This window comes from Bacillus sp. 22190 (genome assembly GCF_052045575.1).
GTDB classification, from domain to species: domain Bacteria; phylum Bacillota; class Bacilli; order Bacillales; family Bacillaceae; genus Bacillus; species Bacillus altitudinis.
The window spans coordinates 193864-208957 of record NZ_JBQEPF010000005.1; the positions used below are offsets into that span (position 1 = coordinate 193864).

General features: G+C 42.2%; 12 protein-coding genes. 9 read left to right on the forward strand and 3 right to left on the reverse strand.

Annotated elements, in window-relative coordinates; all coding sequences use genetic code 11:
- Positions 1–405 carry a hypothetical protein gene (locus ACTJKA_RS09325; RefSeq protein WP_008346017.1) on the reverse strand — a complete coding sequence of 135 codons (405 nt, stop codon included), beginning with the start codon at positions 403–405 and terminating at the stop codon, positions 1–3.
- A gap of 178 nt (positions 406–583) precedes the next feature.
- Here ACTJKA_RS09325 and ACTJKA_RS09330 point away from each other — a divergent pair, with 178 nt between their 5' ends.
- Together ACTJKA_RS09330 and cstA are read left to right on the forward strand one after the other, a co-directional pair.
- Positions 584–1672, forward strand: coding sequence for a M42 family metallopeptidase (locus ACTJKA_RS09330; RefSeq protein WP_286108446.1), 1089 nt, complete (start codon positions 584–586; stop codon positions 1670–1672).
- Positions 1673–2021: 349 nt separating this feature from the next.
- Complete coding sequence (cstA, locus tag ACTJKA_RS09335; RefSeq protein WP_039168858.1) at positions 2022–3818, forward strand: carbon starvation protein CstA; 1797 nt, start codon at positions 2022–2024, stop codon at positions 3816–3818.
- Positions 3819–3863: 45 nt separating this feature from the next.
- Here cstA and sspI read toward each other — a convergent pair whose 3' ends face one another.
- The gene (gene sspI / locus ACTJKA_RS09340; protein ID WP_008346010.1) at positions 3864–4085 is read right to left on the reverse strand and encodes a small acid-soluble spore protein SspI; all 222 of its coding nucleotides are present in this window, start codon (positions 4083–4085) and stop codon (positions 3864–3866) included.
- Between the two features lie 113 nt (positions 4086–4198).
- On the opposite strand from sspI, the gene ACTJKA_RS09345 reads away from it, so the two are divergent.
- The 3 genes from ACTJKA_RS09345 to pheT all read left to right on the forward strand — a co-directional run bounded on the left by ACTJKA_RS09345 (position 4199) and on the right by pheT (position 8782).
- Positions 4199–4942, forward strand: a complete 744-nt coding sequence (locus tag ACTJKA_RS09345) for a TrmH family RNA methyltransferase (protein ID WP_440607703.1) — start codon at positions 4199–4201, stop codon at positions 4940–4942.
- Between the two features lie 375 nt (positions 4943–5317).
- Entirely contained in the window at positions 5318–6352 is a 1035-nt protein-coding gene (gene pheS, locus ACTJKA_RS09350) for a phenylalanine--tRNA ligase subunit alpha (protein ID WP_440607704.1), read from the forward strand.
- A gap of 15 nt (positions 6353–6367) precedes the next feature.
- On the forward strand, positions 6368–8782 hold the full coding sequence (pheT, locus tag ACTJKA_RS09355; protein ID WP_440607705.1) for a phenylalanine--tRNA ligase subunit beta: 2415 nt from the start codon (positions 6368–6370) through the stop codon (positions 8780–8782).
- A gap of 246 nt (positions 8783–9028) precedes the next feature.
- Here the strand turns inward: pheT and rnhC are convergent, their stop codons facing one another.
- Positions 9029–9952 (reverse strand): ribonuclease HIII, encoded by a 924-nt coding sequence (rnhC, locus tag ACTJKA_RS09360; RefSeq protein WP_110487335.1) that lies wholly within the window; start codon positions 9950–9952, stop codon positions 9029–9031.
- A 134-nt stretch (positions 9953–10086) separates the two neighbouring features.
- Here rnhC and zapA point away from each other — a divergent pair, with 134 nt between their 5' ends.
- The 4 genes from zapA (at position 10087) to ACTJKA_RS09380 (ending at position 15091) form a co-directional block, all read left to right on the forward strand.
- Positions 10087–10344, forward strand: a complete 258-nt coding sequence (gene zapA, locus ACTJKA_RS09365) for a cell division protein ZapA (RefSeq protein ID WP_008345998.1) — start codon at positions 10087–10089, stop codon at positions 10342–10344.
- A 7-nt stretch (positions 10345–10351) separates the two neighbouring features.
- Positions 10352–10885: a CvpA family protein gene (locus ACTJKA_RS09370; RefSeq protein ID WP_366968039.1), complete on the forward strand. Its 534-nt coding sequence runs from the start codon at positions 10352–10354 to the stop codon at positions 10883–10885.
- Between the two features lie 114 nt (positions 10886–10999).
- Positions 11000–12712 (forward strand): DNA polymerase/3'-5' exonuclease PolX, encoded by a 1713-nt coding sequence (gene polX, locus ACTJKA_RS09375; RefSeq protein WP_110487333.1) that lies wholly within the window; start codon positions 11000–11002, stop codon positions 12710–12712.
- Positions 12713–12733: 21 nt separating this feature from the next.
- Positions 12734–15091 (forward strand): endonuclease MutS2, encoded by a 2358-nt coding sequence (locus ACTJKA_RS09380; protein ID WP_110487358.1) that lies wholly within the window; start codon positions 12734–12736, stop codon positions 15089–15091.
- The last annotated feature ends 3 nt before the right edge of the window (positions 15092–15094 follow it).

Consider the following 15094-nt stretch of genomic DNA (forward strand, 5'->3'; position numbering starts at 1 on the left):
TTAAGTCGGCGTGTCTGCTCCCTTTTTTTGTTTGATTTTTTTGATGGGCTGATCCCAATCAATTTTTGTTTGAGGATACCGTTCAATGATGTTTTCCTCAAGTTTTTCAAAGTCTTCTAATGTGAATTCATTTAGCTTCTCAGGTGACTCCGTCCAAACGTAAATGGAGTGGACAAACAGAGGATGATCCTTAGAAGGAACATGCTTCTCCCCTTCAAACAAGACACCTTTATAGACGAAATTAAAATTTTTGCGGGCATTTTGCTGTTCGTCCATAAAATAAAAGCCTTCTTTTAATTGTGCTTGTTTCAGCTTTCTTCTCGGGTTTGAGAAGAATTTTACCGCCATGTAAAAAATATAGACAAGCAATGCAACAAGAGCAAGTCTAATGAGGATGACAAACATGACAGGATGCACCTCCAATACCGTTATCTGATGTACTACGAATGAGAAAGACAAAAGGTTTCAACTTTTTTTAAAAAATATTTCGATTAACGAAAAAATATTCATAAAAAGATCGTATTGAACGAAAGAGGTTTTGTATAATAAGAATGCACCATGAAGAAAAAGGAGGATACACAGAATGACAAAACTAGATCAAACATTAACTATGCTGAAAGACCTAACGGATGCAAAAGGGATTCCAGGAAATGAACGTGATGTAAAAAAAGTCATGCAGTCATACATAGAAACATATGCGGATGAAGTCTCTACAGACCGCCTTGGTAGCATAATTGCTAAGAAGGAAGGAAATGCAAATGGGCCTAAAGTGATGCTTGCTGGTCACTTAGATGAAGTAGGATTCATGGTGACAAAAATCGATGACAAAGGCTATATTCGTTTTCAAACGGTCGGTGGCTGGTGGTCTCAAGTGATGTTGGCGCAGCGTGTCACCATTGTGACGAAAAAAGGAGACATTACAGGTGTGATTGGTTCTAAACCGCCACATGTCTTATCACCAGAAGCACGAAAGAAATCAATCGAAATCACAGATATGTTCATTGATATTGGAGCTTCGAGCAAAGAACAGGCAATGGAATGGGGCGTCCTCCCTGGAGATCAAATCGTACCTTACTTTGAGTTTACGGTAATGAATGACGAAAAAATGCTTCTTGCAAAAGCCTGGGACAACCGTATCGGCTGTGCAGTAGCGATTGATGTCATGAAGAATTTAAAGGATACTCAGCATGAAAATATTGCATACAGTGTAGCAACTGTCCAAGAGGAAGTTGGCTTGCGCGGAGCTAAAACAGCTGCAGCTACCATCCAGCCTGATATTGGATTTGCTATTGATGTTGGAGTAGCAGGTGATACACCAGGTATTACTGAAAAAGAAGCAACAAGCAAACTTGGCAAAGGACCAACGATTGTTGTGTTCGACGCTTCCATGGTTTCTCATAAAGGGCTTCGCGATTTTGTTGTCCAAACTGCAGATGAATTAAACATTCCTTATCAATATGATTCCATGCCAGGTGGAGGAACAGATGCTGGAGGTATTCACTTAACAGGTCATGGCGTTCCATCACTATCCATCGGGATTCCAAGCAGATATATTCATACCCATGCAGCCATGATTCATCGAGATGATTATGAAAATGCGGTGAAGCTTTTAACAGAAGTCATCAAAAGACTTGATCAAAAAACGGTCGAACAAATTACGTACGGTTCTTAATGATAAAACCTTTCCTCAGTATGGGGAAAGGTTTTTTAATTGCGTTGAATTTCCCAGGAAATGAACTTTGGAATGTAAGTTGTGTCAAAAGAACTGTTTTCAGTAAATGAAGTGATATTTTTCTAGTGAGGAAGGCACATGTGATCTATCTTGTATTTATGTAAGATGAAATCAATAAAAAGGACAGAGCCAATTGAGGCTCTGTCAAAAGAGAGTTTATGGAAGTAGGTGAAGCTTATTTTAGATTAAATCAATTATTCCTATTTGTCAACTAGGTTTTAAAAGAAAGAAAAATCACTCAATTTATGTTATATTTGTAACAAATTGTTTATACAAAGGGGATGGTTAAATGAATGCGGTTTCAATTGTGATAGGATCGATGTGTATTTTAGCGATTGCCTATCGCCTCTATGGCACGTTTATGATGGTGAAGGTACTAAAGGTCACAGATGATCATCCTACACCGGCTCATGCACTCGAGGATGGGAAAGATTATGTGCCAACAAACAAATGGGTCACATTTGGGCATCACTTTGCTGCAATTGCCGCTGCTGGTCCATTAGTTGGTCCGATTTTAGCCGCACAATTTGGGTATTTACCTGGTCTCCTTTGGCTCTTAATTGGAGCGGTGATTGGCGGAGCTGTTCATGATCTTGTGGTCTTGTTTGCTTCGATGCGAAAAAAGGGGAAATCACTATCCGAGGTAGCGAAAGAGGAGCTTGGTCCTGTTGCAGGATTTTGCACAGGGCTCGCCATGTTATTTATTATTACAATTACAATGGCAGGACTGTCCATGGTTGTGCTTCATGCTTTAGAACGAAATCCTTGGGGAACCTTTGCAGTTGGTATTACCATTCCAATAGCGATGGGAGTCGGCCTTTATTATAAAAAGACAGGCAATTTAAAGCTGGCGACATCTGCGGGATTCATATTACTGATGTTGGGGGTATTCCTTGGACCGAATATTCAAGGAACAGCACTTGGAGATTTGTTAACACTTGATACAAAAACGCTTGCTCTTGCCCTGCCAATCTATGCGTTCTTTGCTGCGGCCCTGCCGGTTTGGTTGCTTTTGGCACCAAGAGACTATTTAAGCAGTTTTATGAAAATTGGTGTTTTCATCGCGCTGATTGCGGGAATCTTTGTGGTTAATCCAACCATCCAATTTCCGGCGTTTACGGAGTTTGTAAATGGAGGAGGGCCTGTCTTAGCTGGACCTGTATGGCCTTTTATTTCGATTACCATTGCTTGTGGTGCGATTTCTGGTTTTCATGCATTTGTTGGCTCTGGCACAACGCCAAAAATGCTAGATCGTTGGAGTGATATGAAGCCGGTGGCGTTTGGCGCGATGCTCGTAGAATGTTTAGTGGGAATCATGGCGTTAATTGCCGCTACTGCGCTTCATCCGGGAGATTATTTTGCAATTAATAGTACACCTGAAGTGTTCCGTACGCTTGGTATGAGTGTCGAGAATCTTCCTCAACTAAGCAAAGAAATCGGTCTTGACTTAGAAGGAAGAACAGGTGGAGCTGTTACATTAGCTGTAGGGATGGCGTACATCTTTACGGGTATTCCGTTCTTTAGTCATTTGGCCTCTTATTTCTTCCAATTCGTGATTATGTTTGAAGCCGTCTTTATTTTAACGGCGATTGACGCAGGAACCCGTGTCGCGCGATATTTGATCCAAGACTTCTTTGGAGAAGCATATAAACCGCTGAAACGAAATGACTGGGTACCAGGGTCAGTCTTTGCAAGTGCACTTGCTTGTTTTATGTGGGGATACTTGCTTTACTCTGGAGACATTGGGTCCATTTGGGCACTCTTTGGCGTGTCAAACCAGCTAATGGCCTCGGTCGGATTAATCATTGGGGCGACGGTTGTGTTAAAAATTGCGGATAAAAGACGGTATATGTTGACTTGTTTAATTCCACTTGCTTACTTATATGTGACGGTGAATTATGCGGGTTATTGGATGGTTGCGAATGTCTATCTCAATCCTGAAGCATCTGGCTACAGTGTACTGAACGCCGTGCTTTCGATGATTATGCTGATTTTAGGTTTTGTCATTATCGTGTTCGCTATTAAAAAATGGATCGAGATTTGGCGCGATCCAGCTCTTCGAATGGAGACACCAATCACTGGCTAAATGAACAAAGCCGGCTTGCTCATAGATAAGCAAACCGGCTTCTTGTTATTGCTGATGCTCAGGCTTTAAGCCCTGCTCCAATGTTTCAAGAATTTCATTTTTTTCATCTTCTGATGCCTCTTGCCATAACACCTCAAACAAAACGCCAAGACCTGGCAGCATTTTTTCCTCGCCACTTTGAATCGCATCTAAAATCGTATGCTCAAGCTGCTCTTGATTATGGCCAGTGATGTTTTGAATGACTGCGCCTCTTAAATTAAAATCCATTGCCCACACTCCTTTTTTGATGGTGATAGCCCTATTCTGTCTCAAAGACAGGTTTATTATGTAGTGTGCTTGAGATATAATAAATTCATGATATTTAAAGGAGTTAAAGTCGCTTGAAATATATAGAATCAGCTAAAAACGCACACATTAAACAATGGAAAAAGCTCCATACAAAAAAAGAACGAACGAAAACAGGGCTGTTCCTTGTTGAAGGAAAACACTTAGTAGAAGAAGCATTAAAGAGCGGGGTTGTGAAAGAGTTAATGATCACAACACCTGACATGCTCCCTGCTGACATCGAGCCTGACATTGAGCTGTATGAATTAAGTGAAGAGGCTTTTACTGCGATGACGGAAACGGAAACACCTCAGCAAATCGCAGCGGTTTGTACAATTCCTGTATTTGAGGAGAAAAAGTATGAACGAATGCTTCTGTTAGATGCAGTGCAGGATCCGGGGAATTTAGGCACACTCATTCGGACAGCAGATGCAGCGGGGCTTGATGCTGTGATTCTAGGGGATGGAACCGTTGATGCGTTTAACGGAAAAACGCTCCGTTCAGCACAAGGGTCTCATTTTCACCTGCCTATCTTAAAACAAACGCTACAACAGACAATTCCAGCATTAAAGGCGCAAGGTATACCTGTATATGGCACTGCTTTAAAAAATGCGAAAGAGTATAAACACATAGCATCAGAAGGTCCATTTGCGTTAATTGTAGGCAACGAGGGAGCAGGTATTGATCCAGAGATTCTTCAAATCACAGATCAAAATTTATATGTACCGATGTACGGACAAGCGGAATCATTAAATGTGGCTGTGGCAGCAGCGGTTCTTGTCTATCATTTGCGCGGATAGTGTTGCATCACGTCCTATTTTTCACTATAATGAAACTAATATTTAAAAACCATGATAGAGGAAGATTGTTTCACGGAGCGTCCTATTAGGGAGAATGCATCGTAGACTGAAAGTGCATTTAAGGAATGCTGAAACAGGAATTCACCTCTGGAGTTGTCACCGGGACCGCAGGTTTTGCGTAAAGGTGGACCGGATTCGTTTGATTCCGTTATGTCAATGAAGCTTATTCGCACATATATTTGTGCTTAACAAGGGTGGTACCGCGACCACAACTCGTCCCTTCTTTTTTGGAGGGGCGGGTTTTTTTATTGTCTTCAAACAATCAAACACCCGTTTATTCAGACGGTTTTGTATATTAAAAGGAGGATGACACTCATGCAAGAAACGTTAAAACAGCTTGAAACAGAAGCGATAGCGAAGGTAGAAGCAGCCAGCTCGCTCAAAGAAGTCAATGACATTCGTGTTCAATATTTAGGGAAAAAAGGTCCGATTACAGAAGTGCTGCGCGGAATGGGCAAGCTTTCCGCTGAAGAAAGACCAAAAATGGGCGCACTTGCAAATGAAGTGAGAGAGCAGATTGCTGGTGCCATTGCTGAAAAAAATGAGCAGCTAGAAGCAGAAGAAGTGAAAAAGAAACTGGCTTCTCAAACCATTGATGTCACATTACCAGCAAGTCCGATCAAAATCGGGGCAAGACATCCATTAACGATTGTCGTAGAAGATATTGAAGATTTATTTATCGGCATGGGCTATACCGTTGAAGAGGGCCCTGAGGTGGAAACAGATTACTATAACTTTGAAGCGCTCAATCTTCCAAAAGAACATCCGGCACGTGATATGCAGGACAGCTTCTATATTACTGAAGACACACTCATGAGAACACAAACATCACCCGTTCAAGCACGTACACTTGAGAAATATAAAGGCCAAGGCCCTGTGAAAATCATCTGCCCTGGTAAGGTATATAGACGTGACAGCGATGATGCCACTCACTCCCATCAATTCATGCAAATTGAAGGACTTGTGGTCGATCACAATATTAGCATGAGTGACCTCAAAGGGACGCTTGAGACAGTCGCAAGAAAAATGTTTGGTGAGGATCGTGAAATTAGACTGCGCCCAAGCTTTTTCCCATTCACAGAACCTTCCGTTGAAGTTGATGTGTCATGCTTTAAATGCGGCGGGAAAGGCTGTTCCGTATGTAAAGGAACAGGCTGGATTGAAATTTTAGGTGCAGGAATGGTTCACCCGAATGTATTGAAAATGAGCGAATTTGATCCAGATACTTATCAAGGCTTTGCTTTTGGAATGGGTGTTGAACGTATTGCGATGCTGAAATACGGCATAGATGACATTCGTCATTTCTACACAAATGATATTAGATTCACGAAGCAATTTAAGCAGGACTAAGAGGAGGAAATCAACATGTTTGTTTCATATAAATGGTTAGAGGACTATGTCGATTTAGAAGGCATTCAGCCGGATGAATTAGCAGAGAAAATCACAAGAAGCGGAATTGAAGTGGAAGCCGTTGAGTATAAAGGCGAAGGCATCAAAGGTGTTGTCGTTGGACACGTCATTGAACGTGAACAGCATCCGAATGCGGATAAATTAAACAAATGTCTTGTTGATATCGGCGAAGACGCACCGGTGCAAATTATATGCGGGGCTCCAAATGTGGATAAAGGACAGCATGTGGCTGTCGCAACGGTTGGTGCAGTCCTTCCTGGAAACTTTAAAATTAAAAAAGCAAAACTGCGCGGTGAAGAGTCTCATGGCATGATTTGTTCTCTGCAAGAATTAGGCGTAGAGAGTAAGCTCGTACCAAAAGAATATGCAGAAGGTATCTTTGTTTTCCCGAATGACGTGAAACCAGGAGATGATGCCCTTCAAGCGCTTCAATTAGATGACGCGGTACTTGAGCTTGGCTTAACACCAAACCGTGCTGATGCCCTTAATATGCTAGGAGTGGCTTATGAGGTTGCCGCCATTTTAGGGAGAGACATCAAGCTTCCTGATACAGCGCATGACACTTCTTCTGAAAAAGCAGCAGACTATATTTCTGTTAAAATTGAGGATCAAGAAGCGAATCCACTTTATGCAGCGAAGATCATTAAAAATGTAAAGATTGGACCAGCACCACTTTGGATGCAAACAAGATTGATGAATGCAGGTATCCGCCCAATTAACAACGTCGTGGATATTACGAATTTTGTCTTACTTGAATACGGTCAACCACTACATGCCTTTGATTATGACCGGTTTGGTTCAAAGCAGGTGGTTGTACGAAAAGCGGCTGAAAATGAAATGATTCAAACTCTGGATGAACAAGAACGTACATTGTCTTCGAAGCATCTTGTCATTACAAATGGCACAAAAGCGCATGCTGTTGCAGGCGTCATGGGCGGTTTTGAATCAGAGGTGCGTGATGAGACGACAACGATTCTTTTAGAAGCGGCATATTTCAACGGTCAAACCGTCCGTCAAGCATCTAGAGATTTAGGGCTTCGCAGTGAATCAAGCACAAGATTTGAAAAAGGGCTCGATCCGCAGCGGACGAAATCAGCAGCCGAAAGAGCAGCGCAATTGATCAGCACCTATGCAGGCGGTGAAGTGCTAAGTGGTACAGTTGAGGAAAACCACCTTGAAACAAGTATGAATGTCATCCACGTATCAACTGAGCGTGTGAACAAGGTGCTTGGTATGAGCATTTCAAAAGAAGATATGATTCAGATTTTCAACAAACTAGGCTTTACTGTGGGCGAATCAAATGATGTGCTTGTCGTAACGGTTCCTTCCCGCAGAATGGATATTACGATTGAAGAAGACCTCATTGAAGAAGTCGCGAGATTGTACGGCTACGACAATATTCCATCTACACTCCCTGCGACAGCTGGTACCGTTGGTGGTCTTACGCCATACCAAGTGAAGCGCAGAAAGGTGAGACGTTTCTTAGAGGGCGCAGGGCTTTCTCAAGCGATTACGTATTCATTAACGAATCAGCATAAGTCCACAGCCTTTGCTTTAAATCCAGCTTATCAAACAAGACTTTCCTTGCCGATGAGTGAGGAACGAAGTGTGCTGAGACAAAGCCTTCTGCCAAACTTACTTGATTCTGTCGCATATAACTTAGCAAGACAAGCTGATTCTTTTGCCTTTTACGAAACAGGTTCTGTTTTCTTAGCGGAAACGGAAGGCGCAAAACCAGTAGAGAAAGAGCATGTGGCAGGTGCGTTAACAGGTCTTTGGCATAAAAATCTTTGGCAGGGCGAGAAAAAAGCTGTCGATTTTTATGTTGCGAAGGGTATTGCAGAAGGGCTGTTTGAAAAGCTTGGTGTATCAGAAGAGATCACGTATGTTCAAGCAGAGCGTGAGGGCCTTCACCCAGGACGTACAGCCGATGTTCATTTAAATGGAAAAGTGATTGGCTTTGTAGCTGCACTTCATCCAGTAGTGGAAAAGGAATTAGATTTAAAAGAAACGTATGTATTTGAATTTGATTTAACAGATGTGATGACGTCTGAAGCAGAGGATATGAAATATACGGCAATTCCAAGATTCCCAGCAGTGACAAGAGACATCGCACTTGTCGTCGATCAGCATATTTCAAGCGGACAGCTGGAGCAAGTCATTTATGAAGCTGGCGGCCAATTGCTCACAGACCTTTCCGTCTTTGATGTGTATGAGGGGGAGCATATGGAAGAAGGCAAGAAATCTGTTGCATTCTCTCTGCAATATTTAAACCCAGAACAAACGTTGACCGAGGAAGAAGTCACGGCTGTTCATACAAACGTATTGAAAGCATTAGAAGATACGTATCAAGCCGTCTTGCGCGGATAATCAAAAGAGCTATCGCTTTATGGGCGATAGCTCTTAGCGTGTAGACAAACCCTCGCATTCGTTGTCAGTCCCGCGCGCTGGTACTCACGAATGTCAAATTCGCTCTGTGCCAGTGCTCGTCCTTCCTAGGGCTGCAAAGGTTTTCTATCACGCTGAAAAGAAGACAAAGGGCTAAAATCAAGTTCATTTTAGCCCTTTGTCAACAATCTGAGAGCTATCGCTTTATGGGCGATAGCTCTTTTTTGATTATAACCATTTTTTCGCTTTTTGGGTGTTGGCAAAATGAAGTTTTGTAAATTGGCGTAAAGCCTCTTCGCCGTGCTGTTTCATCAGCTTTGCTGCCGCTTTGTCAACATGCGGACCGGCCCCTTTTGGAATGTCAAAGCCCGCTGCTTTTGATAATTTATCCATTTCAATTAAAAAAGCATATCTTGCAATAATAGAAGCTGCAGCAACTGATAAGTGAATGCCTTCTGCTTTCGTACTAAAATATGTACGCTCCCGAATGATCTTTTTCCCCGCAAGGTGCCTGAAATAAATGCCTGGTTCGGCAAATTGGTCAATGAGAATGGCTTCTGGTTTCTTGCCATCCAGTTTTTCTAGCACGGAGGTGATGACTTGGTTATGAAGCAGTGCCTTCATTTTCCCTTGGCTCATGCCCTTTTCCTGCATCGCATTGTATTTTTCATTCCGAAGCACGAGAAGGCTGAACGGGATGGTTTTGATCAAGTCTTTGGCAATGTTGATAATCTGCGGATCTTTGAGTCCTTTTGAGTCTTTCACCCCGAGCTCTTTCATGAGAGCAAGCTGACTGGAATCAACATAAGCCGCACAGACCGTAATGGGTCCAAAATAATCGCCAGTACCGACCTCATCTGAGCCAATAACCGACATGGAAGCGATGCCGGGTGGTGGGCTGTACGGTGTGATGGATGGTGTTTTTTTGCTTTTTGTTTCAGCTGCTTGTAAATGGTTGAACTGACTTGCTTCAGCTTCTGCCTTTTGTCCTTGGAACAGTACTTTTCCAGATTTGTAGGCTGTAATCGTACAGCCGGGAACCTTTGCTTGAAAAAGAGCGCCTGGTGGCAAAGTGTCAGTTAAATGCTGAGCGTACACGCTCTTCATTTTTTTCATGTCTTCTGATGTTGCTTTTAAGACGGATTGGGGCACAGTGGATAACTCCTTTTTACCTTGATATCATTGATTTCTAAAGTGTACCATAACAGGGAAGGGCTCGTCTTTCCATTCAATGTCTAAACATGTTATGATAGAGACTAGGATTCTCGTGGAATGGAGGAGAAACGTTGTCTGACGGCGGTAAAACGAAAACAACAGTTGAGATTTACGGACAGTCCTATACGATCATCGGTCAAGAAACGAAGATGCATATGCGACATGTTGCTTCAATTGTTGATGATAAAATGAGAGAAATCAATGAAAAAAATCCATACCTTGATATAAACAAATTAGCTGTACTGACAGCAGTCAATGTCGTCCACGACTACTTGAAATTAAAAGAGCAATACGAAAAACTAGAGCTTCATCTAAAAGAAAAGGAATGAAATTACCGTGATCGATATCATCATTTTGTTTTTGCTTCTTATGGGAACGCTTGTCGGTCTAAAACGCGGGTTTATTCTTCAATTTATTAAATTGATTAGCTTTGTTGTTTCTATTTTAGTGGCTTCTATGTTTTATCAGTCACTTGCACCACAGCTTACGTGGATTCCAGCACCTAATTTTAGCGGCGGTCAAGCGCAGCTTGCTTTCTTTAGTGGGAATCTAGAAACAGCTTATTATAATACCATTGCGTTTATCATTCTGTTTATCTTGACCAAAATCCTGCTCGCTATCATCGGCGGATTGCTCACAACCATTGCAAGTATCCCTGTGATTAAACAGGTCAACAAACTGCTTGGCGCTGTTTTAGGATTTCTTGAAACCTATCTATTTGTGTTTATTCTATTGTTTGTGGCTGCATTACTTCCAGTCGATGCGCTTCAAACCATGATGAGCAAATCAATGTTAGCAGATGCGATCGTAAGCAACACCCCTTACTTGTCCGGTCTTGTCAAAGACCTCTGGTCGACGTATGGAGTTTAAGAACTTCTCCTTTCCTGGAGAAGTTCTTTCTCATTCCATGACAGAAAGTTGTCGGATGAAGGGAAAGTTTGTATATTTATATAGGAAGATGCCAAAGCGGCTGGAGGATGAGAGATGAATAAAAAAGATATTATCAAACTTCTTGAAACAATTGCAGTCTATATGGAGCTAAAAGGAGATAATCCTTTTAAAATTTCTGCCTTTCGTAAAGCAGCTGCGGCACTAGAACAAGATGACCGCAGTCTTTCTCAAATAGATGACCTATTAGCATTACCCGGCATTGGAAAAGGAACCTTTGCTGTGATCACAGAGTATATCGAAAAAGGACAGTCTGAAACACTCGAACAATTAAAAAAAGAAGTGCCTGAAGGACTTGTCCCGCTCTTAAAATTGCAAGGACTCGGCGGGAAGAAGATTGCTAAGCTCTACCAAGAGCTTGGTGTTCACGATGCACAGTCTTTAAAAGAAGCATGTGAAGCGGAAAAAGTACAAACGCTTGCTGGGTTTGGCAAAAAAACAGAAGAAAAGATTCTTGCCGCTCTTGAGGAGGCAGGAAAGCAGCCAGAACGACTACCAATTGGCTTTGCATTAGATGTGGCAGAGCGAATTGATCATGCACTGGAACAGATGGAGGGAATCATCCGTTTTTCAAGAGCGGGTAGTTTAAGACGTGCGCGTGAAACGGTCAAAGATTTAGATTACATCATTGCGACTGACAACCCTGAACAAGTGAGGAAGCAGCTTGTTGCTCTTGATGATGTCAAAGATGTCATTGCGAGCGGTGATACGAAGGTATCGGTCATTCTTGCACTTGATTTTGAAATCAGTGTAGATTTCCGGCTTGTGACAACAGACCAATTTGCAACAACGCTGCACCATTTCACTGGCTCAAAAGATCATAACATTCGTATGCGACAACTTGCGAAGGAGCGCGGTGAGCGTATTAGTGAATATGGGGTTGAAACGATCGAAACTGGGGATGTGAAAACATTTGAAGACGAAAGCGCTTTTTATGCACATTTCCAACTTCCGCTCATTCCGCCAGAAATTCGTGAAACCGGAGCAGAGATTGATACGTATAAAGAAAGTATGCAATTTGTAGAACGAAAAGATATCAAAGGCGATCTTCATATGCACTCGACATGGAGTGATGGCGCTTTTTCTATTCGCGAAATGGCAGAGGCATGTATCGCAAAAGGCTATGAATACATGGCGATCACAGACCACTCACAATATTTAAAAGTAGCAAACGGTTTAACAAAAGAACGTTTGCGTTTGCAAGCAAAAGAAATTGACAAGCTGAATCAAGAATTCGAGCATTTTTACATTTTCAAAGGGGTCGAAATGGACATTCTGCCGGATGGATCGTTAGATTATGATGATGACTTTCTAGCAGACATGGATTTTGTCATTGCGTCTATTCATTCTAGCTTCTCTCAGCCGGAGGAAGTCATTATGGAGCGCCTAGAAAATGCCTTGAATAATCAGCATGTGGATTTAATTGCCCATCCAACAGGCCGTTTGATTGGTAGACGAGATGGCTATGCCTTAAATATTGATCAGCTAATAGAGCTTGCGAAGAAAACGGGCACTGCACTGGAACTCAACAGCAACCCGTCAAGACTTGATTTAAAAACAGAGCATTTAATGAAAGCAAATGAAGCGGGTGTGAACATCATGATCAACACAGATGCGCACAACATCGCCATGCTCGATCATATGGAAGTCGGTGTCACAGCTGCAAGAAAGGGCTGGACACCAAAAGCAAATGTCGTGAATACATTTTCTCTCGATGAGATGAAAAAGTTTTTAACGCGTGACAGGTAGTCGTTAGGAGGCTGGACCATGCTGCAACAAAAAGTGTTAGCATCATTAGAATTTCATAAAGTAAAAGAAAAAGTCATGTCCTATACTGCATCGACTTTAGGGAAAGAAAAAGCGCAGGACTTAATACCACTCACAGATATCGAGAGCATTCAGCATCTGCTAGAAGAGGTAGCAGAAGCGCAAGATGTGATTCGTTTAAAAGGATCTGCGCCGTTTGGCGGGTTAACGGATATTAGACGAGGAGTCAAACGAGCAGAAATAGGCAGTATATTAAGCCCTGCTGAGCTGATGGAAATTGCGGCGCTGTTATATACCACAAAAAACATGAAGCACTTTCTCGCCTCTATGTATGAGGACGGAGTAGAGATACCGCGTCTTCATACATATGCAGAATCGCTGATTTTACTGCCAGACGTGAGAAAAGAAATCGAAAGCTGTATTGGTGATAATGGAGAAGTGCTTGATCACGCAACGCCAGCCCTCCGCACCATACGAACGCAGTTACGATCACTAGAATCAAAAGTACGAGATAAATTAGAATCAATGATTCGTTCACAATCTGCCTCGAAAATGCTGTCAGACACCATTGTGACTATTCGTAATGATCGGTTTGTCATTCCCGTAAAACAAGAGTACCGCTCGAATTATGGGGGGATTGTTCACGATCAATCTTCTTCAGGCGCAACTCTTTTTATTGAGCCGCAGGTGGTCGTAGATTTAAATAACACCTTGCAGCAAACTCGCCTAAAAGAAAAGCAAGAGATTGAAAAGATTTTGCAAATGCTGACAGCGAGTGTGTCAGAGCACATTGATGAATTGCTTCATAATGTGAATGAACTTCAGACATTAGATTTTATTTTCGCCAAAGCCAAATATGCAAAAGCAGAAAAAGCCACAAAACCTACTGTGAATAACCAAGGGGAGATTTATTTAAAACGGGCAAGACATCCCCTATTGCCCCGAGATCAGGTTGTGGCAAATGATATTGAGCTAGGCAAAGATTTTTCTACGATCGTCATCACAGGTCCAAATACAGGCGGTAAGACCGTCACTTTAAAAACACTTGGACTTCTTACGCTGATGACGCAGGCAGGTCTTCATATTCCAGTCGAAGAAGGATCAGAAGTGGCTGTATTCGATCAAGTCTTTGCTGATATTGGAGACGAGCAGTCTATTGAACAGAGCTTGAGTACATTCTCATCTCATATGGTCAATATTGTGGATATTTTAAAGCATTTGACGTCTAATTCACTTGTGTTATTTGATGAATTAGGTGCGGGGACAGATCCTGCTGAAGGTGCAGCACTTGCGATGAGCATCTTAGATGAAGTTCATCAAACAAATGCGCGCGTCATCGCAACGACTCACTATCCTGAGCTGAAGGCATACGGATATAACCGAGAAGGCGTCACAAATGCGAGTGTAGAGTTTGATATTGAAACCTTATCCCCTACATATCGCTTGCTCATTGGGGTGCCGGGACGAAGTAATGCATTTGAAATTTCCAAGCGTCTAGGACTGCCTCATCATTTAATTGACCGTGCAAAAGCAGATATGCATGCGGAACATAATGAAGTCGATCAGATGATTGCTTCATTAGAAGACAGCAAAAAACAAGCAGAAGAAGAACTGCATGAGACGGAATTCTATAGAAAAGAAGCAGAGAAGCTCCATAAAGAATTGCAAAAACAAATCCTTGAATGGAATGAACAAAAGGACAAACTGCTTGAAGAAGCCGAACAAAAAGCGGCAGAAAAAATTGAACAAGCAACAAAAGAAGCAGAAGAGATTATTCAAGAGCTTCGGTCCATTAAAAGTGAGCATCGCTCGTTCAAAGAACATGAACTCATTGATGCGAGGAAGCGTCTTGAAGAAGCTGTCCCTGAGTTTGACCGTAAGAAAAAACCAGAGCCAGTGAAAAAAGCAGCAAGACAGCTAAAACCAGGCGATGAAGTCAAAGTGCTGACGTTTGGCCAAAAAGGAACGCTCATCGAACAAACGGGTAACAAAGAATGGAGTGTCCAAATGGGCATTCTGAAAATGAAAGTAAAAGAAAAAGATATGGAATTTATCAAATCAGCACCGGAATTTAAACAAGAGAAAGCCATCACGGCGGTCAAAGGAAAAGACTATCATGTATCACTTGAGCTTGATTTAAGAGGAGAGCGTTATGAGAATGCCTTAAGCAGAGTCGAGAAATACTTAGATGATGCCGTCTTAGCTGGCTATCCGCGTGTGTCGATCATTCACGGTAAAGGCACTGGCGCCTTGAGAAAAGGGGTCCAGGAATTATTAAAGCAGCACCGTAGTGTAAAAAATGCTCGTTTTGGAGAACAAGGCGAGGGAGGATCAGGCGTCACCATCGTCGAATTAAAGTAAAAA